Annotated in this window: 23 protein-coding genes; 3 read left to right on the forward strand and 20 right to left on the reverse strand. The window is 34.4% G+C overall.

The features are described from left to right. Positions 1-273: 273 nt before the first annotated feature. From BSF41_RS16720 to hutH, 10 genes are all read right to left on the reverse strand, one after another. Complete coding sequence (locus BSF41_RS16720; RefSeq protein WP_095930645.1) at positions 274-741, reverse strand: ABC transporter permease; 468 nt, start codon at positions 739-741, stop codon at positions 274-276. A 9-nt stretch (positions 742-750) separates the two neighbouring features. Then, positions 751-1,179, reverse strand: coding sequence for a hypothetical protein (locus BSF41_RS16725; RefSeq protein WP_095930646.1), 429 nt, complete (start codon positions 1,177-1,179; stop codon positions 751-753). Further along, positions 1,179-2,312 carry a beta-ketoacyl-ACP synthase III gene (locus tag BSF41_RS16730; RefSeq protein ID WP_095930647.1) on the reverse strand — a complete coding sequence of 378 codons (1,134 nt, stop codon included), beginning with the start codon at positions 2,310-2,312 and terminating at the stop codon, positions 1,179-1,181. Before BSF41_RS16730 ends, BSF41_RS16725 begins: the two co-directional genes overlap by 1 nt. A 17-nt stretch (positions 2,313-2,329) precedes the next feature. Then, positions 2,330-3,232, reverse strand: a complete 903-nt coding sequence (locus BSF41_RS16735; RefSeq protein WP_095930648.1) for a hypothetical protein — start codon at positions 3,230-3,232, stop codon at positions 2,330-2,332. Between the two features lie 299 nt (positions 3,233-3,531). Next, positions 3,532-4,413: a lipid A biosynthesis acyltransferase gene (locus BSF41_RS16740; protein ID WP_095930649.1), complete on the reverse strand. Its 882-nt coding sequence runs from the start codon at positions 4,411-4,413 to the stop codon at positions 3,532-3,534. Next, on the reverse strand, positions 4,414-4,668 hold the full coding sequence (locus BSF41_RS16745) for an acyl carrier protein (RefSeq protein WP_008465907.1): 255 nt from the start codon (positions 4,666-4,668) through the stop codon (positions 4,414-4,416). After that, the gene (locus BSF41_RS16750; RefSeq protein WP_095930650.1) at positions 4,661-5,896 is read right to left on the reverse strand and encodes a beta-ketoacyl synthase; all 1,236 of its coding nucleotides are present in this window, start codon (positions 5,894-5,896) and stop codon (positions 4,661-4,663) included. The genes BSF41_RS16745 and BSF41_RS16750 overlap by 8 nt, the downstream gene beginning before the upstream one ends. Positions 5,897-6,105: 209 nt before the next feature. Then, entirely contained in the window at positions 6,106-6,837 is a 732-nt protein-coding gene (gene fabG, locus BSF41_RS16755) for a 3-oxoacyl-ACP reductase FabG (protein WP_095930651.1), read from the reverse strand. 95 nt (positions 6,838-6,932) lie between these two features. Next, positions 6,933-8,159 (reverse strand): WG repeat-containing protein, encoded by a 1,227-nt coding sequence (locus BSF41_RS16760; protein WP_095930652.1) that lies wholly within the window; start codon positions 8,157-8,159, stop codon positions 6,933-6,935. 40 nt (positions 8,160-8,199) lie between these two features. Continuing rightward, on the reverse strand, positions 8,200-9,720 hold the full coding sequence (gene hutH / locus BSF41_RS16765) for a histidine ammonia-lyase (protein WP_095930653.1): 1,521 nt from the start codon (positions 9,718-9,720) through the stop codon (positions 8,200-8,202). A gap of 101 nt (positions 9,721-9,821) precedes the next feature. Between hutH and BSF41_RS16770 the strand changes: the two genes are divergently transcribed. Next, positions 9,822-11,072, forward strand: coding sequence for an NAD(P)/FAD-dependent oxidoreductase (locus tag BSF41_RS16770; protein ID WP_095930654.1), 1,251 nt, complete (start codon positions 9,822-9,824; stop codon positions 11,070-11,072). A gap of 18 nt (positions 11,073-11,090) precedes the next feature. Here BSF41_RS16770 and BSF41_RS16775 read toward each other — a convergent pair whose 3' ends face one another. From BSF41_RS16775 to BSF41_RS16790, 4 genes are all read right to left on the reverse strand, one after another. Continuing rightward, complete coding sequence (locus tag BSF41_RS16775) at positions 11,091-11,426, reverse strand: L-rhamnose mutarotase (RefSeq protein ID WP_095930655.1); 336 nt, start codon at positions 11,424-11,426, stop codon at positions 11,091-11,093. Positions 11,427-11,430: 4 nt separating this feature from the next. Beyond that, positions 11,431-12,288: a fumarylacetoacetate hydrolase family protein gene (locus tag BSF41_RS16780; protein WP_095930656.1), complete on the reverse strand. Its 858-nt coding sequence runs from the start codon at positions 12,286-12,288 to the stop codon at positions 11,431-11,433. 230 nt (positions 12,289-12,518) lie between these two features. Further along, entirely contained in the window at positions 12,519-13,283 is a 765-nt protein-coding gene (locus BSF41_RS16785) for an SDR family NAD(P)-dependent oxidoreductase (RefSeq protein WP_095930657.1), read from the reverse strand. Positions 13,284-13,320: 37 nt separating this feature from the next. Further along, positions 13,321-14,976: a UxaA family hydrolase gene (locus BSF41_RS16790; protein ID WP_095930658.1), complete on the reverse strand. Its 1,656-nt coding sequence runs from the start codon at positions 14,974-14,976 to the stop codon at positions 13,321-13,323. A 172-nt stretch (positions 14,977-15,148) separates the two neighbouring features. Between BSF41_RS16790 and BSF41_RS16795 the strand changes: the two genes are divergently transcribed. Continuing rightward, the gene (locus tag BSF41_RS16795; protein ID WP_095930659.1) at positions 15,149-16,045 is read left to right on the forward strand and encodes an AraC family transcriptional regulator; all 897 of its coding nucleotides are present in this window, start codon (positions 15,149-15,151) and stop codon (positions 16,043-16,045) included. Between the two features lie 232 nt (positions 16,046-16,277). Here the strand turns inward: BSF41_RS16795 and BSF41_RS16800 are convergent, their stop codons facing one another. From BSF41_RS16800 to BSF41_RS16820, 5 genes are all read right to left on the reverse strand, one after another. After that, positions 16,278-17,057, reverse strand: coding sequence for an SDR family oxidoreductase (locus BSF41_RS16800; RefSeq protein WP_057115557.1), 780 nt, complete (start codon positions 17,055-17,057; stop codon positions 16,278-16,280). A 218-nt stretch (positions 17,058-17,275) separates the two neighbouring features. After that, positions 17,276-18,961 carry a sodium/sugar symporter gene (locus BSF41_RS16805; protein ID WP_095930660.1) on the reverse strand — a complete coding sequence of 562 codons (1,686 nt, stop codon included), beginning with the start codon at positions 18,959-18,961 and terminating at the stop codon, positions 17,276-17,278. Positions 18,962-19,211: 250 nt separating this feature from the next. Beyond that, complete coding sequence (locus BSF41_RS16810) at positions 19,212-20,270, reverse strand: UDP-glucose--hexose-1-phosphate uridylyltransferase (RefSeq protein ID WP_095930661.1); 1,059 nt, start codon at positions 20,268-20,270, stop codon at positions 19,212-19,214. 15 nt (positions 20,271-20,285) lie between these two features. After that, entirely contained in the window at positions 20,286-21,446 is a 1,161-nt protein-coding gene (gene galK, locus BSF41_RS16815) for a galactokinase (RefSeq protein WP_095930662.1), read from the reverse strand. Positions 21,447-21,688: 242 nt separating this feature from the next. Beyond that, positions 21,689-22,741: an aldose epimerase family protein gene (locus tag BSF41_RS16820; RefSeq protein WP_095930663.1), complete on the reverse strand. Its 1,053-nt coding sequence runs from the start codon at positions 22,739-22,741 to the stop codon at positions 21,689-21,691. A 102-nt stretch (positions 22,742-22,843) separates the two neighbouring features. Between BSF41_RS16820 and BSF41_RS16825 the strand changes: the two genes are divergently transcribed. Continuing rightward, positions 22,844-23,842: a GntR family transcriptional regulator gene (locus tag BSF41_RS16825; RefSeq protein WP_095930704.1), complete on the forward strand. Its 999-nt coding sequence runs from the start codon at positions 22,844-22,846 to the stop codon at positions 23,840-23,842. 84 nt (positions 23,843-23,926) lie between these two features. On the opposite strand, the gene BSF41_RS16830 is transcribed toward BSF41_RS16825, so the two are convergent. Next, the gene (locus tag BSF41_RS16830; protein WP_095930664.1) at positions 23,927-24,616 is read right to left on the reverse strand and encodes an NUDIX domain-containing protein; all 690 of its coding nucleotides are present in this window, start codon (positions 24,614-24,616) and stop codon (positions 23,927-23,929) included. Positions 24,617-24,623 lie beyond the last annotated feature (7 nt).

Genomic DNA, 24,623 nt, shown 5'->3' on the forward strand with positions numbered 1-24,623 from the left:
CTAATTATTAAAAATCCAAAATTTACGAAAGCCAGATTGCTTTTTCTCTTTACAAATAAATAAATCATTTCTACAACTAATCCGAGATAAAAGATTTGTATTACCATAAAGAGCATAATAAAAAAGCCCAAACCAGTATCAAAATGTTTGTGATCATCTCCATGACAGTGTTTATGACGATCGGTTGTTAGATACCAAAATAAAAAAACTAATACTGTTAATAAGATTAAAATGACAATCCTGATAACTAAATGTAAAATGATTTTTTTTGGATTATCCAACCGAGATTGTTTTTTGAATGAACAAATTAATTTCGCATTCTAAGAGAATCTGGTCTTCTACTAAGCTTTTGCATTTCATTGTGCATAAAGTATAATCCTCACCAGTAAATTTAGAAACCAAATCGGCTTTAGTTATAATGGTGTCGCCAACTTTTGGCAGAGCATGAATTTTGACACTTTTTAAAGCGCTGATAAATCCAATTACATTTACGTTTTCATTCTCGATTCCGTTGTCGTCAAAAAAGTATTTTTTTCCAACGATTGCAGAACAAGTCTGTGCCGTATTTTCGATTAATCCCGCTTCGATAAAAACATTATTCTGAATAAAAATATTGTCTTCTTTTATCAAAAATATGGTTTCTACAAAGTTGGCATCTATATCCAAAATCAAATCCACCATAAGCATCGGTGCTCGGTGTGGTAAATAGTTTTGTATGTCAACAGCAGAAGTAGTTTTCATCGATTGTTTTTATTTTGCCAAAACGGTTTTCATTTGTCCTCTGGCAATCTCTTCATTATTTAAAGTCGTAACAATATCCACTAAAGTAATTCCGGCAAATTCCTGCAGAATCGTAACTTCAGATTGAATAGTATCGCTCAGCTTTGGAAGTTTCTTAATTTCAATTTCTTTAATAGAACCAATATAGCCCGTTGGAGCAATTTCGCTTTTCAAGAAATATTGATATCCCGTATGCAATGCTACAGACTGTGCCATATGTTCTATTAATCCAGCTTCAAGAAAAATATCGTTTGATACAAAAATATTTTCGCGCTGAATTTCTAAACCCGAAACCAATGAAGTTTCAGAATAAGAATGCATAGCGTCTACCATCACAAAAGGAAACTTTTGAGGCAGTAAATTTTCGACCATTTCTTTTTCTAAAAGCATTGTTTCCATTAACAAACCGTTAAATAGGCATACGCAAAAGAGAATCTTCCGCTTTCTGGAACAGATAATAAAATTTTATCTCCTTTTTTCAAATTCCCTGAACTCATCAATTCTTCAAGAGCCAAGTAAATAGAGGCAGAGCCAACATTTCCAACTCGAGAAAGATTCATGAACCATTTATCATCGCTCATTCCGATACCTTTTTCGTTTAATCCTTTTTTCAACCCTTCAACAAAAAAGTTTGAAGAAACATGAGGAATAAAATAAGTAATATCTTCCGATTTAATATTGTTTTTATCCATGGCGTCTTTCATGCTTTGAGCACCTTTTGCCAAGATAAATTCGTCTAATAATTTAACGTCTTGTTTTATTGAAAAAACAGATTCGTTCAGCCATTGTTCTGGCGAATAATCGCTCCAGCCTTTAATTTCACCATTTTCCAATTTATCACCTCCGGCATACATGCAGGTTTCTAATTCGTACGCATACGAAAAAGCTTCCATCCATTCGATTTTTAGCGAAATTGGTCCTCTTGGTTTATTTTCCAAAAGAAAAGCTCCAGCACCATCTGACAGCATCCAACGAAGAAAATCTTTTTTGAATGCAATAATTGGCTGTTCTTCAAGGCTTTTTAAATTATCGGCCTCGTGATTGTATTTTTGAGCATTTAGCCAGGTAGAAACTTTTTCTGATCCTGTGCAGATTGCGTTTTTTGAATTTCCAGATTTAATAGAAAGAAAACCAAATTTAAGAGAGTTCATTCCGGCACAGCAAACTCCTGTTGAAGAGTTTAATTCTACCGATTTATTTTTTAGCAGACCATGAACCATCGCAGCGTGCGAAGGCAGAAATATGTCTGGAGTCGAGGTTCCACATGAAAGTACTTCTAAATCTTGAGGCGTAAAATTTTCGTCGAATAACGGTAAAATGGCATTTTTGGTTAATTCGGCATTGCTGTGTGTGCTTTTTCCTTCTTTGTCAACAGCGTAATATCGGCTTGTAATTTTATTGTTGCGCAAAATAATGCGTCTTGCTTTAGAAGCAGTATCATTGATAAGGCCCAAGTAGGCTTCCATTTCGTCATTTGAAACGGCTTCGTTTGGCAAATATTTTGCAGCTTTTGTAATATATACTTCAAACATAATTTAAATTTCGTCTTCTAAACTCCCTGATAATATTGAGTTTCCTTTTTTATAGATTTTAACTTAAGCGGATAGGTAATAAGGTGCAATATATACACTATTGGTGAGATTAACCATATCGCAAGGAATAAATAAACATTAAATACTTTAAGCAGCTGTTTTCGGTTTTTTTGATTTTTATAAATGATATTTGACCATTTATTAAAAATTTTGTTGGCCGTTTTATCAACCGTTACCAAATACGAACTTATTTTTACAGCGCCAGCATGGACTAATTTGGGCTGTAATTGCGCTAAATTATTTTGCTGTAAAGAATCCAGCATGATTTCTCCAAACTGACTCGATTCTTGTATGTCTTTTTCTGAAACTCCAGGAAGCGGAAAAATACCTAAATATTTTTTCTTAACTCCAGAGAACATCCATTCTACAATGGTGATTACACTTATTAAATTTCCAACACGGTCTACCAAAGCTACGTTTCCAACCAAATTGGCATTGGCCTTTCTTAGCAAAACTTTGATTTTTTCCTGAGCCATAATCCACATGTTTCTTGAACCGCTGATCGTAATAACAGGAGTATTGTTTAAAATTTTCTTGGCATCTTCACTTTTCAAAAATGAATTGATTGGAATAGAAGGAGATAGATACCAAACCTGATAATGAAATAATACTAAATCAAATTTTGTGTTTAAAATTTCCTCAGGAACAGGTTTTAATGCGGTCGGAATCTGTAAAAACGATTCTGGAAAGGCATCAAAAAACGATTCTTTGTTCCAAGGAAAAGGAAACGGTTTCTCTAATTGTATTTCATGAAATGTGAGATTTATTTCTTCTGAATTTAGAAATGGTTTTGCAATATTTTTTGCAATAGATTCCAGCTGTCCAGATTGCGTATAATAAATTACGAGAACATTTTTCATTTTAGGTTTTTCGGCTTTGGTGGTCAGCAAAAATAAGTAAATTTATTTAAACGAATTTTCTTATTTCGACCAATGGTTTTTTATTAGCCCCGAATTCACGAATTATTTAAAATACTGCAGTGATGATTGATTTTGTTTAAATTATGAATGACATTTATTTCACGAATTATCATTCGTGCAAAAGTTATGATTTTACGAAAAACAGATTAATTAAATTGGTGAAATTCACAACTAAAATTTCGTTCCAAATGATTAGTGAAAATTCGTGAATTTGTGGCGGAAAAATATCGCAGTAAAACCTAGGATTTTATATCGTTCCAAAAATCAAAATAATTGAACCATTGCAAAGGATATGTGTGCAGAATGCTTTCAACACTTTTTACATATTCCTTCAAAAGTGCTTTTTCGTCTCGGTGTTTGACTTCGGCCTCTCTTGCGTACAAATGATAATGAAGATTGGGTTCTTTCATTACATAAACAAAAACCACAGGAACTTTTAATCGTGAAGCAATTAAAAACGGGCCAGCAGGGAAATTGGCTTCTTTGCCCAAAAGGTTTTCAGAAAGCGATTTTGTTCCTTCAAAATAACGATCGCCTGTAAAGCAGATTAGTTCATTATTGGCCAAAGCGGCATTGATCTCAAATATATGAGATAAATCTTCTTTGATGATAATAAATTTTACAGTTGGTTTTTGAGAAACGCTTTCGAGATAATTTTTAATGGCAGAATGCTCTAAATCTGTTGTAACCAAATTGATTTGGAAATTAAGATCAATATCTCCCAAAAAATGTTCGGCAATTTCAAAATTTCCGACATGGGCACTAATTAAAACACCGCCTTTTTTCTCGGCAAGTAATTTTTTTAGTGTTTCTATTCCATCAAATTCATAAGTAAATTTGTTTCGCATTCCTGCCGAAATGGAAACTTTATCAATAATAGTCTGTCCAAAAGTATAATAGCTTTTGAAAACCATTTTTTTGGATTTGAAATAGGAGTATTGCAGTCTTTCTTTAAAATAATAGAAAATGGCTTTGTTGCTTTTTCTTAGAAATAAAAAATAATAAGACGCAACAAAATAAAGTAAGACATAAGCCGCTTTGACACCCGCTTTTTGAATTAAAAAAACGAATATTTTATAACCTAATACAGTTCCTTTGGATTTACCATCCCATTGACTCATTTAAGCTGATTTGGCTTTTATTTTAGTTTCGATTAAGTCATAAAAACTTTGAAAATCAGAAATTCCAACAAAATCTGCTTCTACTAGTTTTACACCAAAGTTTGCCTCTATTGAAACGACTAAATCAACATAATCCAGACTGTCTAACCCAAGTGTATCTTTCAAATTAGCATTTGGTTCAATGTCGTCATTGTCTACTTCAAATTCATCAACTAAAAAACCATTAATTTTTGCTATAATCTCTTCTTTATTCATTGTTCAATTTAAACTTTTTAACCACCAACGCAGAGTTGGTTCCTCCGAAACCGAAAGAATTGGACAAAAATATGTCAAATTTTTTGTTTAACGTAGTTTTAACTAAATTTAATTTTGACGCATCTTCATCTGGAGTTTCCAAATTGATGTTTGGCGCGATAAAATCGTGCTGCATCATTAGGATAGAATAAATGATTTCGCTGGCTCCTGCCATCCAGCATTCGTGGCCAGTCATAGATTTTGTAGAACTTACAGGAGGATTTTTTTCTCCAAAAACTTCAAAAATGGCTTTGGCTTCATTAGCATCTCCAACAGGTGTTGAGGTTGCGTGAGCATTTATATATTCAATATCTGAAGCTTCTAATTTTGCATCGTCAAGTGCACGTTTCATTGCTGTGGCTGGTCCTTCAACGTTTGGAGTAGAAATATGCCCGCCGTTTGATGAAAATCCGTAACCGCCAATTTCTGCAATAATATTGGCACCACGTGCAATGGCAGATTCGTAACTTTCTAAAATTAAAGTTGCACCACCACCACTTGGGATTAATCCGTCGCGGCCAGTATCAAAAGGTCTTGAAGCTTTTGTAGGATCCCCTTCTCGGTTAGAAAAAACACCTAAACCGTCAAAACTGCTCATGGCGTATTTGTTGATTTCCTGTGCTCCGCCAGTTATAACAATATCTTGGAAACCGCTTTTGATTAAAAAATAAGCCAAACCAATAGAGTGAGATCCGCTGGCACAAGCCGCACTAACGGTAAGATTGATGCCGCGCAGTTTAAAAATCGTAGAAAGATTCATCGTTACAGTAGAATTCATCGATTTGAAAATAGCACCAGAACCAATAAGAGCGGTGTCTTTTTTCTCGCGAACAATATCTGTTGCGTCAATGATTGCTTTAGAAACGCTGTCGTTTCCGTACATAATACCTACTTCGTGTTCATCAAAAAAAGCATCATCAATGTTTGCATTTTTTAATGCTTCTATAGTTGCCATATAAGCATATTCGGTTTCTTCACCGATGCTCATACGTTGTCTGCGCGTCAATAAATTTTTAAGATCGGCTTTCGGAACCATCCCTGTTAAGGCCGACTGGAAACCAAATTCTTTACGTTCAGAATCAAACTGAATACCAGATTTTCCTTCGTATAACGAATCTTTTACTTCGTCTAAAGAAGTTCCGATACAAGAATAAATTCCCATTCCAGTAATTACAACTCGTCTATTCATCGTCTTTCAAAAGTAATTTTTTATCCTTAAAGTGTAATTTTTAAAACAAAGGCACAAAGTTTTTATTTTTTAATCTCGCAAAGGCGCAGAGTCGCAAAGGTTATTTTTTAAAGTCTTTTTTTAATAAAACTTTGCGACTCTGCGACTTTGCGAGCATTTTTTTTGTTAAGTAAAAAACTTAAAAATAAACTTCGCAAACATAGTATTCTTTAAGAATATATTCCGCCGTTAATATTGATAATTTCTCCTGTAATATAGCTTGCTTTTTTAGAAATCAAAAAGCTTACCAAATCTGCAACTTCTTCGGCTTCGCCAAAACGATTTACCGGAATTAGTTTTAATAATTCTTTTTCGTCTAAATCGCTTGTCATGTCAGTTCTAATAAAACCTGGAGCGACAGCATTTACAGTAATATTTCGTTTTGCAACTTCCTGAGCCAGAGCTTTGGTTGCCGCTACAATTGCACCTTTTGCAGCCGAATAATTGGTTTGTCCTGCAGTACCTTTTACTCCAGAAACCGAAACCATATTTACGATTCGGCCATATTTATTGCGTAGCATTTTTTGAATAAAAAATTGTGTAACATTAAAGAAACCGTTTACGCTTGTATTCATAACGCCATTCCAGTCTTCTGGTGTCATCCACATAAAAAGACCATCTTTTGTGATTCCGGCATTGTTTACAATTGCTTCAACCAATTTTTCAGGATTTGCTTCCTGCCAAGCAGTTAAAACATTTTGTACGTTTTCAAAATTAGAAACATCAAAACCTAAGATTTCTCCTGTCGCGCCTAATTTTTGTACTTCTTGTAATGTCTCTTCGGCAGCTGTTTTATTCGAATGATAATTAATCAGAATATGATAATCGGATTCTACGGCCAGTTTTTTACAAATCGCACTTCCAATTCCTCTTGAACCGCCTGTTACTAATACACACTTCATTTATGTAGGGTTTATTTTTATTCGTCATAAAATGAAACCGCTTTATAAAATGCGATTTCATTTATGCAAATGTCTAATTTATTTGGAGATAAATATTATTTCTTTTTTTTAGGTGCTGATTTTGCAGCTGGTTTCGCTGCTGGCTTAGTCTCTTGTTTTGGTTTTTCGGCAGAAATAGGAGCTGCAGCTGGCTGAGGTTTTTCAGCGCTTTTAGAAAACAATTCAGCGTTTTCAAACCATTGGTTAGCTAAAACGGTTCCGTCTGGTTTAAGAAATCCCCATTTTCCTTCGTTTTTTACTCGGGCAACGCCATCAATAAATCCTTTGTCCTGTTGTACAAACATTGCAATTATGGCATTTGCAGTGATACCGTATTGAGTTGGGATAACCAATTTTCCAGATTCATTGATAAATCCCCAATTACTTTCTTTTACAGGAGCCAGACCGTTTGTGCTAAAAACTTCTGCATCGCTGTAAGTTGGTTCAATAACAAATTTTCCTTCTGGATTAATGAATCCCCATTTTTTTCCAACTAAAACAGGAGCTAAATTTTTTGAGAACGCTTTCCCTTTGTCATAAATAGGAAGAATGGCCCAATTTCCTTTTAAATCGATATAACCAATTTTTCCATTCTTTTTAGCAAACGTCAAATCATAAGTTTCAAAATCCCAGATTTTTTCGGCTCCATCAACCGGAATAAATTTTCCGCCGTTTACCAATCCGAAAGTTTTATCTTTTCTTGCCCAAGTTGTTCCTTTAAAATAATTTCCAACTTCGGCATAAACAGGTTCAACTAGTTCTTTTCCGTTAGTATCAATAATTCCCCAGTTTTTGTTCAGCTCAACTCTGGCGTAACCATTTTCAAAAGGTTTGATTTGATCGTATTTTGGTTCTAAAACAACAGTCATTTTGTTGTTGATTAACCCCACTTTATTATTTTGTCTAAAGAAAGCAACGCCATCATTAAAATCAAATACTTTGTCTGTAGTTGGTCCTTTTTGAATTTCTCCTTTTGTATTAATATAAACCCAGTCTTTGTCTTTTTGTACAACTGCGATTCCGCTGTTAAAATCTTTGGCATCTTTAAAATCGGCTGGAATTATCCAGCTTCCTTTTGCGTCGATAAACCCCCATTTTCCGCCATTTTCTACTGCGGCTAAGCCTTCAGAAAAACTTCTGGCAGATTTGTATTGAGGTTCGATTTTAAAAGATCCATCTTTAGAGATATATCCAATTTTGGAATTTTTCTTAACTAATGCTAATTCTTGACTATTAACAAATTGAATGCAGCTTAGCAATAAAAAAACAAGTGACTTTTTCATGATTTTAAGATTCAATATTAATACTGTAAATTAAAGATTTTTAACTGTTTATCAAATAATCTTTTACTTTTTGAACAAAAGGATACATTACCTGATCTTCCTTAAATTCTGGAATTATATTTCTGATATCGTCGTACCATTTTTTAGTAACAGACGAAATTTTGTCTTTTTGTTTTAAATAATCAATTGCCTGAACAATCGTGATTAATTCGATAGCCAAAACTTCAAAAGAGTTTTCAATTACTTTTGATGTAATCACCGCTGCATTGGTTCCCATACTTACAATGTCTTGATTGTCATTGTTGTTTGGAATACTGTGCACATACATTGGGTTAGATAACATTTGGCTTTCGGCAGTTGTTGAAGTCGCAACAAATTGAACGCCCTGCATTCCGAAATTAAATCCTAATGTTCCTAAATTTACGAATGGAGGAAGAATCTCGTTGATTTTTGAATTCAATAAATAATTCAATTGACGTTCTGCCAGCATCGTTAATTTTGTAATAACGATTTTCAATTTATCCATTTCAAGCGAAATATAATCTCCGTGGAAATTTCCGCCATGGTAAACGTGTTTGTTTTTTACGTCTATAATTGGGTTGTCGTTTGCCGAGTTAAATTCGTCTTCTAGAATAGAAGCAACATTATTTATAGTTTCTAAAACTGGCCCCAAAATTTGAGGAACACATCTTAATGAATAATATTCCTGAACTTTTTCTTTGAAGATTTCTTCGGTATTTTCGCCAGAATATAAATGGTCTTCTCTTTTACGGATTAAAGTACTGTCAGAAAGATTTTGTCTCATTCTTTCGGCAACTTCCTGTTGTCCTTTATGACGTTTTGTTTGGTTTAATTCTTCAGAGAAATGATCGTCATACGCTTGAACCAATTCGTTAATTGCACAAGAAGCTTTTAACGACCAGTCTAATAATTTTTTTGCATAATGAACATTTACCACTCCAATTCCTGTCATTACAGAAGTTCCGTTGATTAACGCCAAACCTTCTCTAATTTCAACTTGAATTGGTTTAAGACCTTCAATTTCGAAAACTTCTGGAGTTGCGCGTCTTTCACCTTTATAAAAAACTTCGCCTTCGCCAATTAAAACCAAAGCTAAGTGAGATAATTGAACTAAATCTCCACTTGCACCAACACCACCGTGTTCGAAAATTAAAGGCGTAATATCTCTGTTGATTAATTCTGCCATTAAATGAATAACAGAAGGATGAACTCCTGAATTTCCTAAAGAAAGCGTATTCAATCTAGCTAAAATTGCCGCTTTTGCACACTCAGCATTTAAAGGTTTTCCTGTTCCAGAAGAGTGGCTTCTGATTAAATTATATTGTAACTGAATTTGATCTGACTCCTTAATTCTATATTGAGCCATCGGACCAAATCCTGTATTTACGCCGTAGATTACTTTATTTCCTGAGAATTCTTTTAAGAAATTAAAACTTTCGTTTACTCGATTTAAAACCACATCGCTTATGGCAACTTTGTTTTTTCCAAAGATTATGGCTTCAAATTCTGCTAAACTTAGATATTCATTTATTGTATTCATCAAATCGTTTTTGGTTGTGCTAATTTAATTTTATTTATCAAAATAAATGTAGTTATTTTGATGATGGCAAATGTAGGTTAATTAATGATAATAATTCTAATATGACAAAGGAGTTTGTTGATGTTTTAGTGATTGGTGCAGGACCGTCTGGATGTGTTTCGGCATCGTATCTTTTTAAGAACAACGTAAAGGTTAAAGTTGTAGAAAAAACAAAGTTTCCGAGACTTGTAGTAGGCGAAAGCCTTATTCCGCGAGTGATGGATCATTTTGCTGAAGCAGAATTGTTTGACGCCCTTGATGCAATGAACTTTGAAAAGAAATTAGGAGCTCGTTTTATTAGAGGAGAAGAAATCTGCAATTTTGATTTTAGTGTAAAATTTGGCGAAGGCTGGGATTGGACTTGGCAAGTTCCGAGAGCTGATTTTGATAATACAATGGCTCAAGAAGTCATAAGAAAAGGAATTGATTTAGAATTTGAAACTGAAGTTTTGGAAGTTTCTTTTGAAGGGAAAAATTCAAAAACTATTGTAAAAGATAAGGACGGAAACTTAAAAGAAATTCACGCTAAATTTATCATTGATTCTAGTGGTTACGGACGCGTTTTACCAAGACTTTTAGATTTGGATACGCCTTCAAAACTAGATCCGCATTCTTCGATTTTTACGCATGTTAAAGATATTAATAGAGAAGAAGGAGTAGAAGGAACTCAAATTTCGTTTGACATTCTAGAAACTCAAGTTTGGCTTTGGGTAATTCCATTTTCTAACGGAAATACAAGTTTGGGTGTTGTTGGTCCAACAGATTTTATTAATTCTCTTTCTGAAAATAAAGACAATGCTGAGGCGTTGCGAAATGCCATTCAGAAATCGGATTATTATATTAAAAGATTTGCGGGAACAGAATTTTTGTTTGAACCAGTTAAATTAGAAAACTATTCAAGAGCTGTAAAAAGAATGTATGGCGACGGTTTTGCCTTAACAGGAAACAGTTCTGAATTCTTAGACCCAGTTTTCTCTTCAGGTGTAGCTTTTGCAACCGAATCTGGAATGCTGGCAGCAAAATTATATTTGAAAGAATCACAAGGAATTCCGGTAGATTGGGAAGTGGAATTTACGCAATACATGAAACGCGGAATTGCCGTTTTCACCACGTATGTTCAAGAATGGTACACAGGAAATCTTCAGACACTGTTTTTCCATCAGCCAGAAAATCCTGAAGTAAAAGAAAAAATATGTGCAGTTTTAGCAGGTTATGTTTGGAACGAAGAAAACTCGTTTGTCAAGAAACATGATCACGTAATTGCGAATATGGCGTATTTACTAAATATGCAAAAAGAACAAAGCCCTGAATAATCAGGGCTTTTTTTTGAATTATAATCCAAATATTTTATCCATTAAAATCCATTTTTGTCCCGGTTTTGCCCAAGGTAAAGCTTGTTGGAATTTCCACATTAAAGTTTCCCATTCCTGAACTTTTTCGTTTGCCGCATCGGCTTTGTCTTTTTTCTCGAAAGTAAAATCGGCATCTGCTTCGATGATCATGAATAAACGATTTCCTGTACAGTAAATATCCAAAACTTCAATTCCAGAATCTTGAATGCTTTTTTTAATTTCTGGCCAGACATTTTCATGCAGTTCTTTGTATTCTGCAATCAAATTGGCGTCGTCTTTTAAGTCTAAAGCCAGATAGAATTTTTGAGTTGCCATAATTTTAGTTTTGTTGATACGCTACAGCAGTTTGCTTGCTTGTACCTAAGCCTTCAATTCCTAATTCGATTACGTCACCCGCTTTAATGTAAATTGGATCTGGTTTAATTCCTAATCCAACTCCCGGAGGCGTTCCAGTACTAATTACATCGCCAGGAAGCAATGTCATAAACTGGCTTAAGTAATGCACTAAAAACGGAATTTTAAAAATCAAGTTCGAAGTGTTACTGTTTTGGAATGTTTTTCCGTTTACAGTCAACCACATCTTTAAGTTATTTACATCGCCCACTTCGTCCGGAGTTGCCATAATTGGTCCAAGAGGAGCGAAGGTATCAGAACCTTTTCCTTTTGCCCATTGTCCGCCACGCTCGATTTGGAATGCTCTTTCGCTGTAATCATTCAAAAGGCAATATCCGGCAATATAATTTGGCGCATCTTCTTCAGAAATGTAGCTTGCTTTTTTACCTACAACAAATGCTAATTCTACTTCCCAGTCTGTTTTTTCACTGTTTTTTGGAATGATCAAATTGTCATTTGGCCCACATAAAGAAGTCGTAGATTTAAAGAAGATAATTGGTTCTTCTGGAATTGCAGCACCAGTTTCTTCGCAGTGATCTACATAATTTAACCCGATGCAGATAATTTTTGAAGGACGTGCAACTGGAGAACCTAAACGTACTGAATCGCTTACTTCTGGTAATGCAGGATTATTTTCTAAAGCTTCTTCTAATTTCGCTAAACCGTCATTTTCAAAAAAAGCTTCGTTGTAATCTGATACGATAGACGAAACGTCATATCTTTTATCATTCAGTAAAACTCCTGGTTTTTCCTTTCCTTCTTCTCCGAATCTAATAAGTTTCATATTTTTATTTTTTTAGTAATGTGTATTTTTTTTGCCACAGATTAAAAGGATTAAAATGATTTTTAAAACTGTGCTTAATTTTTTTTGCCACGAATTGCACAAATTTTCTCGAATTAAAATTTGTGGAAATTCGTGAAATTCGTGGCTTATTTTTTTGCACGCAGATTTTGCAGATCGAGCAGATTTTTTTTAATCCTTTTAATCTTTTTAATCTGTGGCTAAATAAATTTTTAGTTATTTAATTTAATAAATCCACCATCAATTGGGTAATCTGAACCTGTGATAAAAGATGACTCGTCACTGCATAAGAATAACGCTAAAGTTGCAATTTCTTCTGGTTTTCCCATTCGGCCGATTGGCTGTGATTGTGAAAGTTTTTCGAAAATTTCTTCTTCTTTTCCAGGATAATTTTTAGCAATAAATCCGTCTACAAAAGGCGTGTGAACTCTCGCAGGAGATATAGAATTACATCTGATTTTATCATTCAAATAATCTTTTGCAACCGATAAAGTCATGGCCATAACCGCTCCTTTTGCTGTAGAATAAGCAAAACGATCTGGAATTCCAACCCAGCAAGCGATTGAAGCTAAGTTCAAAATTACACCTCCGCCAGAATTTCTCAGCGCCGGAATTGAAGCATGAAGACAGTTGTAAACTCCTTTTACGTTTACATTCATAATTCTGTCAAAATCAGATTCTGAAGTGGTGTCTACTTTTCCAACGTGAGCAATTCCAGCATTGTTTACTAGAATATTGATATTTCCGATTTTTTGGAAAGTTGAATTTACTTGTTCGTGGTTTGAAACGTCGCAGGCATGAGCAAAAACATTTCCGCCAGCGGATTTAATTTCTTCTACTGTTTCTTTTGCGCTTTCTTCAGTCAATTCTAAAATGTGAACTTCAGCTCCTTGTTTTGCAAATAAAACCGAAATCGCTCTTCCAATTCCGCTTCCACCGCCGGTGATAATTGCTTTTTTATTTTGTAATGAAAACATTTGATATAAATTTTTATGAGTTGTTTTTAATAGTCTTTTACAAAGATACGCCGCGTTTCCACGGAATAAAATCGTCTTGGTTTAATTGAACCGCTTTCGGAATAATTTCACCGCTTGCCGCTTTGATGCAGTATTCTAAAATTTCTTCGCCCATTTCTTCAATAGATTTTTCACCACTGATAATTGGTCCGCAGTCAATATCAATAATATCTTTCATTCTGGTTGCCAGAACAGAGTTTGTAGCTACTTTAATTACGGGACAAACTGGATTTCCTGTCGGCGTTCCCAATCCAGTCGTAAACAAAATTAAAGTTGCTCCCGAAGCTGCTTTTCCAGTTGTTGCTTCAACGTCATTTCCTGGCGTGCAAACCAAACTTAAACCAGGTTTTGTAACTAGTTCTGTATAATCTAAAACATCTACAACAGGAGAAGTTCCGCCTTTTTTTGCTGCTCCAGCACTTTTGATAGCATCGGTAATTAAACCATCTTTGATATTTCCTGGAGACGGATTCATATGGAAACCAGAACCCACTTTATGCGCCAGTTCATCATAAGATTCCATTAAATTGATGAATTTTTTAGCGTTATCTTCTGTAATACATCTGTCAATCAAATTTTGCTCTGCACCACATAATTCTGGGAATTCAGCCAAAAGAATTTTTCCACCTAAAGCTACGACTAAATCTGAAGTATAACCAACCGCAGGATTTGCAGAAACACCGCTGAAACCATCACTTCCACCACATTTTACACCAATACATAAATCGCTCAAAGACGCATCTGTTCTTTCGTATTTATTGATTTCGATTAAACCTTCAAAAGTTTTTTTGATGGCATTGGTAATCAGAACTTCTTCGCTTTCTGTTTGTTGCTGTTCAAAAATAAACAACGGTTTGTCAAACTCTGGATTTTGTCTTTTTACATCATTTACAAAATCCTGAACTTGTAAATGCTGGCATCCTAAACTCAAAAGCGTGATTCCGCCCACGTTTGGGTGATTCGCGTAAGAAGCCAATAAAGCGCTCAAAGTAGAAGCGTCCTGACGTGTTCCGCCGCAACCGCCTTGGTGATTTAAGAATTTAATTCCGTCTACATTTTCAAAAACACGTTTGTTTTTTGGAGTCGGATTTAATTCAATATTGATATCGTTAATGTCATTTCCACTCAAATAACCTTCCAATAATTCGTGTGTAAATTGGTTGTATTTGTCCGTTACAGCATAGCCCAATTGTTTGTGTAATGCTTCTTTGATTACGTCAAGATTTCTGTTTTCACAAAAAACAGTCGGGATAAAAAGCCAGTAATTTGCCGTTCCAACGCGTCCGTCTTTTCTTTTATAACCTTTAAAAGTTCTGTTTTCAAACTTAGAAACATCAGGTGCATTCCATTCGTAAGAAGCATTTCTGTAAGCATAAGGATCTGCAGCATGTTTAAGATTTTCGGTTGTCATTAGACTTCCTTTTGCCAAATCGTTTTGCACTTTTCCGACCAAAACACCGTACATATTTACTTCTTCTCCTTGCTTCATATCCTGCATGTAGAATTTATGTTTGGCTTTGATGAGGTCTTGTAAAACGTAAGTTTCATTTTCAAAATGAATGGTTTCTCCTTTTTGAAGATCGGTTAAGGCAACCAATACATTATCGTCTGGATGCAGTTTTACAACCAGTTTTTTTGTGTTATTCTCAGACATTGTGTTGTTTGTTTTTTCTTTTTTTTTGATGTCACTGCTTTCGTTTTATAACAATTTAATCCCTTGATTTTGTATAGAATTCGTGCAGTTAACGAAAAATAAAATTAGTTTTTTTAAACATTGGTTAATAGTCTAATATTATCCGTATATAATCTTTAATTATCTTTGCAGTATGAAATTGGAACAAACCAAAATAGCGTCTTATCTTAACACGAAGGTTTCGGTGCTGAATCGTATTGAACCTTTTTTTCAAGCGCCTTTTCATTCGCATCCGGAATTGGAATTGGTGTATGTAAAAGAGAGTTTCGGCAAGCGAATTATTGGAAATTCGGTTATGCCGTTTGAACCGGGAGATATGGTTTTTTTAGGATCGGATATTCCGCACGTTTGGTTAAATGATGAAAAATACTATCATGGAATTGAAGATTTAAGAGCCAATTCGATTGTCGTATATTTTCATAAAGATATTTTCGGACCGACTTTTTACGAATTAAAAGAAACTCAGAAAATAAACGAACTTTTTTTTCAGGCAGGAAAAGGAATTTCGATTATCGGAAAAACCAATAAACAGATCGCAAAGAAACTAGAGAAGTTAGTTGCTAAAAAAGACTTCGAAGTTATTGTCGGACTTTTTGAAATTTTATCTATTCTTTCCGAAAGTCAGGATACGATTTACATCAACGATGAAATTTATTCGTTGATGCAGAAGGATTCGAAAGTAGATCGTCTTTCGGAGGTTTTTCAATACGTCAACAAAAATTATAAAAAGAATATTTCCTTGGAAGAAATTGCCGCTGTCGCGAATATGACGCGGACTTCGTTCTGCAGAATGTTCAGGGTAAAAACGAAGAAGAATTTTGTAGATTATCTGCACGAAATCCGAATTTCGAATGCTTGTAAATTGTTGTTGGAAACGGATAAAAGCATGTCTGAAATTGCGTATGAATGCGGTTATAAAACGGCTTCAAACTTCAATAAACTCTTCAAAAAAGTTAAGGGAATTACACCATCTGATTTTAAAAACAATGCGAAGGTTAGTTTTGCCACTCCCGATAGCTATCGGGAATAAAGATTAAAGAGGATACAAATCTGTTTGAAAAGAAATAGCCACGAATTCACGAATTAAAACAATTCAAAAGAGCTGTGAAAATCTGAATCAAAAACTAGCTAACAATTTCACAAATTAAGTTGATTTAAAAATTTGTGAAATCTAAGTGAGATAAAAAAGAAAACCACGAATTCATAAATTTATTCCCAAAGATTATCAAAAAATAATTCGTGAATTCGTGGCTAAAAAAAAATTAAATAGAACGATCTAAATGCGTATAACCACCATCAACATAAATAATTTGACCTGTTGTATGACTTGATTTTTCAGACAATAAGAAAACCACCATATTCGCGATTTCTTCTGCGGTTGTCATTCTGTTTTCTAATGGAATATTTTTAGTGATCGCAGCCAATTTTTCTTCTTTGTTTTCAAAAGTGTTGATCCACGTTTCGTAAAGCGGCGTGTAACATTCTGCTACGATTACAGCGTTTACACGGATGCTGTATTTTAATAATTCAACAGCCCATTCTCTGGTTAAAGCATTTCTTCCGCCGTTTGAAGCGGCATACGCTGAGGTTCCGCCTTGACCTGTTTCAGCCGTTTTAGAACCAATGTTTACAATTGCTCCTTTTGATTCTTTCAAATACGGAAGTGCGTGCTGCGCCATCAAATAATAATGCACTAAATTTTTGTGAAGAGAAGCAGCGAAATCTTCATAATTTCCGTTTTCTAATCCAACACCGTCATTAACGCCGGCATTGTTTACCAATCCGTCAATTCTTCCGAATTTTGCGATTACGGCTTCAACGGCTTTTTTGCAGTCTTCAGGTTTTGTCAAATCGGCAGCAACTTGATGCGCTTCTTTTCCAATGGCTTTTAATTCTTCTACGGCTTTGATGTTATCATTTTCGTTACGTCCAACGATAAACGGAATGGCATTTTCTTCGGCTAGAACCTTAACGATTCCTAAACCGATTCCTTTTGCACCTCCCGTAACGATAATGATTTTTTGGGTTAATGATAACTGCATGGTATTTATATATTATAATTTAAAATTCTTGTTTTATGAATTAGATTGTCACCCTGAGTGGAGACGAAGGGCGCTCCAATTGGACGTGGGCTTCGACTCCGCTCAGCCTGACAAAATCAGATATATTTTTTATTCAATGAATATACCTTAAAAATTTACAGCTGTTGTTCATGACAAACAACAGCTGTAAAGATAGAGAGAATAGAACTGATAATTTATTACCAGAACTTAACATAAAGAGCCACGATAATCAGTAATGTAATTACGATTAAAACTGTTGTTTGTGGCTGTACTTTGAACATTCCAGGTTCTGTCTCGAATGCTTTTGGGTTTACTTTTGGACCAGCGAAACTTATCAAAATCATTGCAATCATTGTGAATAAGAATGATAATCCCATACAGATGTGGAAAGGAATTTCAAAAGCTCCTTTTCCGTTATTGTAAGCGGTATATAAAAGTGTGTCGTTTCCAAATATAGCTGGAGCATATTCGTTGAATAAAACAGATAATAAGAATCCTAAAATTACCCCAACAATTGCAGCTGTTCCAGTAGTTCTTTTCCAGAACATACCTAAGAAGAACATAGCGAAAACCCCAGGGCTAATGAATCCAGTGTATTTTTGGATGTAGGTAAATCCTCCAACACCGCCAATTCCTAAAACGTCATTCCAAGTAAATAAAACAGCTAAAAGCATTGCAGCAAAAACGGCAAGTCTACCAATGTTTACTTGTTGTTTTTCACCAGCATCTTTCTGGATGTATTTTTTATGAATATCTAATGTATAGATTGTAGAGATACTGTTTACTTTTCCAGCTAAAGAAGCTACGATTGCAGCAGTTAAAGCGGCAACAGAAAGTCCTTTTAAACCGGTTGGCAAGAATGTTAATACAGCAGAGTAAGCTCCATCTTTTCCTCCAACTAATTGTGGTAAATGTCCGTTTGTGTATAAAACGTAAGCAGCAATACCAGGTAACATTACGATAAGTGGCATTAATAATTTTAACATACCAGCGAATAAAATTCCTGTACGAGCGGTTTGCAAATCTGCTCCAAGTGCTCTTTGTGTAATGTATTGGTTACATCCCCAGTAATTTAAGTTGATGATCCAGATACCTGCAGCGTAAGATAACAATCCAGGGAAAGTTAAATATTTATCGATTTCAAGCTGAGAAGATGTCGCAGTTGGTTTTGGAATAATCATTTTAAAATGCTCAGGCGCTTCTTTCATTAAAACTTTGAAACCAGCAATTGCATTTTCGCCAACACCAAAATATTGTCCAACAGTTGTTAGAGCGATGTAAGAAGTTACCAAACCTCCAATAATTAACACGGCAACCTGAATAACGTCTGTATAAGCTACCACTTTCATTCCTCCAAGAGAAATAAATAGAGCAAAAACAGCTAAGCCGATCATGATCGCATGAAGATATTGACCTCCAGCAAGACCGTTAATTGCAACAGCTCCCAAATAAAGAATAGAAGTTAGGTTTACAAAAACGTACAAGAACAACCAGAAAACCGCCATAATCAAAGCAGTAGATTCGTTGTAACGTGTTTTTAAGAACTGTGGCATCGTGTAAATCTTGTTTTTAAGATAAACAGGAATAAACCACACAGCAACAATAATAAGTGCAACGGCAGCAAGCCATTCGTAAGCAGCAACAGCGATTCCTAAAAAGAATCCTTCACCGCTCATTCCGATGAACTGTTCTGCAGAGATATTAGAAGCAATAAGAGAAGCTCCAATTGCCCACCAAGTTAAATTTCCTTCAGCCAAAAAGTAAGCTTTAGCATCTTGTTCGTCTTGTTTACGTTTGCGGTAAACGGTATAACCGTAGACCGAGACTACGATGAAATAAATAATAAAAACCGCATAGTCTGCGAAAGCGAGGTTTTGGTTCATTGTTAGTAGTATTTTAAATAATTATTATAGGGTTGTTTGTTTATGTGGTTTTAAATAAGTTTTTGTGTTGTCAAATCTTGTTAAAAATGCAAGATGTGTTTTATTTCTGTTATTTTTTTGCGAAAATAAAGCAGAAGCCAAATGTAAAATAAAAATTTAGAAATTAACTATTAGTAAATGTGTTTTTTACATTTATCCAACAGGAATTGTGTTAAATTTTTAGATTTGGATGAAGTACAACACGAAACCGTTACGCTTTTACTAGGCTTTTGTAATGTACATCTGAAAGCTGTCTCAAAATTTCAGCGCTTTTTTCAGGTGTAATATCACGCTGCGATTCGCCCAACATTTCATATCCAACCATGAATTTCTTTACCGTTGCAGATCTCAACAAAGGCGGATAAAAATGCATGTGGAAATGCCATTCAGGATGTATTAAACCATCTGTTGGCGATTGGTGAATTCCTGACGAATATGGAAATGAAGTATTAAATAAATTGTCATACTTCGTTGTAAGTTGCTTTAAGATTTTCGCGAAAGCGGTACTTTCATCGGCAGTAAAATTGGTGATTTTGTTTACAGCTCTTTTGCTAATAATCATGGTTTCGTATGGCCAGATTGCCCAAAACGGAACCAATGCCACAAAATGATCATTTTCGATTACGATACGATCGCCAGCTTTCAATTCAGCTTTTACGTAATCTTCTAACAATGTTGTCTGATTTTTATCGTAGTACGATTTTAAGCTGTTTTGTGTTTTTTCAACCTGAGTTGGTAGAGAAGATTGTGCCCAAATTTGGCCGTGTGGGTGTGGGTTACTACAGCCCATAACACTTCCTTTGTTTTCAAAAATTTGAACGTGGTTGATAAATTTAATGTTTCCTAAATCGGTATATTCTTTCTGCCAAGTTCTAATGATGTTTTCAATATCGGCAATTTCCATTTCTGGAAGAGTCAGATCGTGTCTTGGCGAAAAGCAAACCACTCTCGAAATTCCTTGTTCTGGTTTTGCCTTAAAAAAAGTATGTTTAATATCATCTTCAAAAATGATTTCGTCCTGTTTCATAGCAGCAAAATCATTTTCAAAAACAAAACTGCTTTCGTATTGCGGATTATTCATTCCGTTGGCACGAACATTTCCTGGACACAAGTAACAAGTTGGGTCGTATTTAGGAAGTTCTTCAGTTGAAATAGTTTCATTTTGTCCTTGCCAAGGGCGTTTTGCACGGTGAGGTGAAACCAAGACCCATTCGTTAATTAATGGGTTGAAGCGTCTGTGCGGATCTTCGTTAATGTCAAAATTTTTCATTGTACAGTTGTGGTTTTAAAGTAGCGTTGTTCCGTTGGAGATTTTTACATCATAGAATTTTAATTCAATTCCAAATGTATCTAAATAAAGTTTAGAGAACTTACGCTTTACCTCATTTTCATTTCCTTTTTTAACTAAATTGATAGTGCATCCTCCAAAACCACCTCCCATAAGTCGGGAACCAATAATGGAATCATCTTCTTTTGCGGTATCAACAAGCATGTCTAATTCTTCGCAGCTTACCTCGTATTCTTTAGATAAACCATAATGTGTTTCAAAAAGCAGTTCTCCTAAAAGTTCAATGTTTCCTTGGTCTAAAGCTTCACAAGCTTTGATAACGCGGTTGATTTCTTTTACAACAAAATGAACTCGGTCAAAAACTTTTTCAGTCATTTTATCCTTTAAGCTCAAAACTTGTTCTACAGAAGAATCTCTGAAACTTTTTACTTCTGGGAAATGATTTTTTATGATAGATAAACCTTCCTCACATTCAATTCTTCTGGTATTATATTCTGATGTAAAAAGCGAATGTTTTACATTAGAATCAAATAAAATCAGAGAATAATCTTTGAAGTCGGCATTGTGATATTCAAAATCTAAAGTGTTGCAATCTAGTTTGATCACTTTATTTTCAAGACCGTGAACGCTTGAAAATTGGTCCATAATTCCGCAGTTGATACCAACCCAATGTTCTGCTTTTTGCCCTAATAATGAAATGTCTTTTTTCTCAATTTTTAAATCAAACAGCGATTTGATTCCGAAAATCATTCCGCATTCCAAAGCTGCAGAAGAAGACAATCCAGAACCAACCGGAATATTACTGCTGAAAACACAATTGAAACCTTCAAAAGAAAATCCGTTATCCTGCAATTGTTTGATTACGCCACGAATGTAATTGGTCCAAACCACATCGCTCAGTTTTACTTCCTGAGTCAAATCGATTTCGAATTCTTCATTCAAATCGATGGCAATTATTTTAGAAGTTTTGGTGTTGTTTTTTTCAAAAGCAAAGCAAATCACTTTGTCAATTGCAGCAGGCAAAACATAACCGTCATTGTAGTCAATATGTTCTCCAATGATGTTGATTCTGCCTGGAGAAAGTACCGTTTTTTGAGGAGAAGATCCGAAAGATTTCTCAAAAAAAGCAACGGTATTCTGTATTAAAATATCATTCATTATATAGTTAGTGTATTGTGGTTTTTGGAATTTTATATGTGTTGAGTGAAATTATTTTTTTTATTCTACCTACTACTTATAGCTTAAATCAAAATCTGTCTAAATCAGCTTTAATCTTTTAAAATCTGCGTGAAAAAATCTTGGCAAAAGTATTTCACGCAGATTTTAAAAGATTTCAGCAGATTCAATTAGATTTTACTTGATGGATGAAATTATTTTTATTTTATCCAGCAGTTATTATATTAATTTAAACTTTCAAATTTGTAAAGTGTTTTTTGCGTGTATTCCTCGCCTTTTTTCAAAACTGCATTTGGAAAATGAGCATGATTTGGCGCATCTGGGAAATTTTGAGTTTCAAAACAAATTCCGCTTTGCGCATTATAATCAACGTTTTCTTTTCCTTTCAGTTTTCCGAAACAATTTCCGCCTACATATATATGTACACTTGGCTGATCGGTATAAACATTCATTCTTAGGTTATTTTTTAAGCTGATTAACTGCGCTACGATTTCAGTTTTAGAATTCACCACAAAAGAATTGTCAATTGGAAACGGACAGCTTTTTGGATTTCTAAAATCAAATTCATGATTGGTTAAATCAGTAAAATTTCCTGTTGGAATATTATCAGAATTGGTTTCCAGCATTTTAGCCGATTTGATAAACATTTGCTGTTCTAAAACATTTCCGTCATGTCCATCCAGATTAAAATAACTATGATGCGTCAAATTGATAATAGTATCTTCTGTTGAGGTTGCTTTGTATTCTAACTTCAATTCATTTTCTTCGGTCAAAGTATAAGTCAAATAAACCGTCATTTCTCCAGGAAAATTTTCGTCTAAATGCTCGCTCAAAAGGGCAAAAGTAATAGAAGGATTTTCGCCAGAAGTTGCATTAACAACACTCCATGCTTTTCTTCCAAATCCCATTACTCCTCCGTGAAGCGTGTTGCCGTTGTTGTTTCCGTCTAGCTGAAACTTTTTATCGTCAAGGCTAAAAGTTGCATTATGAATACGACCTGCATAACGACCCACAGTAGTTCCGAAATATGGAGCACTTGGTAAATTGTATGATTCTAAATACGATTCTAAATTATCAAACCCTAATACAACATCTGTTAATTTTCCGTTTACCGGAATTTGGATTGAAGTTACAGTTGCACCATAATTGATGATCTGAACTTTCATTCCATTTTTATTAACCAAATCAAAAGAATAAATTTCTTCCTTATTGGGCATTAAACCAAATAATTTGCAATTGTGAGTCTCTTTTAAATGCGATATGTGTTTTATTTCCATAAAAATTTTACCAAAAATGAAATCCAAAAATAGAAACATTTATTATTTTTGCATACCAGTACCTACCAGTTTTTGCTATTTATAGTCAAAATGACTTTTATTATGAACATTATTTCAATTCACAATAACATCGGTCTGCCAAAATATAAGCAGATTATTCTTTCAATCGAAAAAGCGATTGAAGAAGGAAATTTGATTAAAGGCGATAGGCTTCCGTCGGTAAATAAAGTCTGTCTGGCTTTTTCTTTATCTCGTGATACGGTATTATTGGCGTATGACGAATTGAAGAAAAGAGGAATCATTTACGCTATTCCAGGAAAGGGATATTACGTTAAAAGCGTTGAAATCACTATAACTCAGAAGGTTTTTTTGCTTTTTGATGAGTTGAATATTTTTAAAGAAGATATTTATAATTCGTTTTTAAAAAACATTGGAAAAAATGTTCAAGTCGATATTTTTTTTCACCACTTTAATGTTCAAGTTTTCAAAAAGCTGTTAAATGACAGCAACGGAAATTATACAAAATACATTATTATGCCGACGAACTTAAACGATATCGTCGATTCTATAAAAACCCTACCAGTAAGCGACGTAATTATTTTGGATCAGACCAATCCGGACTTAAAAATGTTTCCCGCAATTTATCAAAATCACCAAAAAGATATCTTTGAAGGTTTGATGAAAGGCAAATCGCGATTATCAAAATACAAGAAACTGATTTTAATTTTCCCTGGTTTTAGAGAACCTCCAGGAATGAAATTAGGGTTTGAGTCGTTTTGCCAGACTTATGGTTTTGATTATGAAATTATTTCAGATTTCGGCAATCAATCTATTGCTTTGGGAGATCTGTACATTATACCGCATGATCGTGACTTGCTTTTGGTTATAGAAAATGCAATGAGCAGAAATTTAAAATTGGGAGAAGATTTCGGAATTATATCCTACAATGAAACTCCATTGAAGAAAATTGCCGCAAACGGAATTACCACCATTTCAACCAATTTTGAATTGATGGGAAAAATTCTGGCCGATATGGTTTTAAAAGGAACAAAAGAGCAGATCGAAAATAGATCTGCTCTTATATTGCGTAATTCGTTATAAATTTCTCCCGCAGATTTAGCAGATGCAGGGGATTTCTTTTATAAAATCAGCCAAATCTTCTAAATCTGCGAGAATAAATACAGTTTATAAATTCAATACAAAATTATTGAGTAGTTTTTCTTCATATTTTTCTTTGTTGAAGGTATATAAATAAGAACCTTTTCGAGAAGACTGCATATCTTTTTCTTCTAGTTTATTTAGAATTTCCAGAGAGTTTATTTTACTGATGAAATTTCTTTTGTCCAATTCTTTGCTCAAAATAGCTTCGTACAGTTCTAAAAGCTGACGCATGGTGAATTTCTCCGGAAGCAATTCAAAACCAATTGGTTTTACAGAAGTTTTATATCGAAGCCTCTTAATCGCATTTTGAACCATTTCGTTATGGTCAAAAATTAAGTTTGGAGCGTCGTTAATCGGGAACCATTCAGCGTGGTAATTCTGGATCAATTCTGCATTGTGGTTTTCGATGTTAATTAACGCGAAATAAGAAACCGAGATGGTTCTTTCTACAGGGTCACGATCAATTTCACTGTAAGCATGAAGTTGCTCCATATAAATATCGTTAAGACCTGTATAGGTATTTAAGATTCTGGTTGCGGCAGCATCTAAGACTTCATCGCGTTTTAGAAAACCTCCAATTAAGGACCATTTTCCTTTTTCTGGCTCAAAATCTCTTTGAATTAAAAGGATTTTTAGACCGTCATTGTCGAATCCGAAAATGATGCAGTCTACTGCCAGTAAAACTTTATCAGCAGAGCTATAACTATTTAGCATATATTAT

Origin of the sequence: Flavobacterium sp. ACN2 (assembly GCF_002303885.1) — a bacterium.
Lineage (GTDB): Bacteria > Bacteroidota > Bacteroidia > Flavobacteriales > Flavobacteriaceae > Flavobacterium.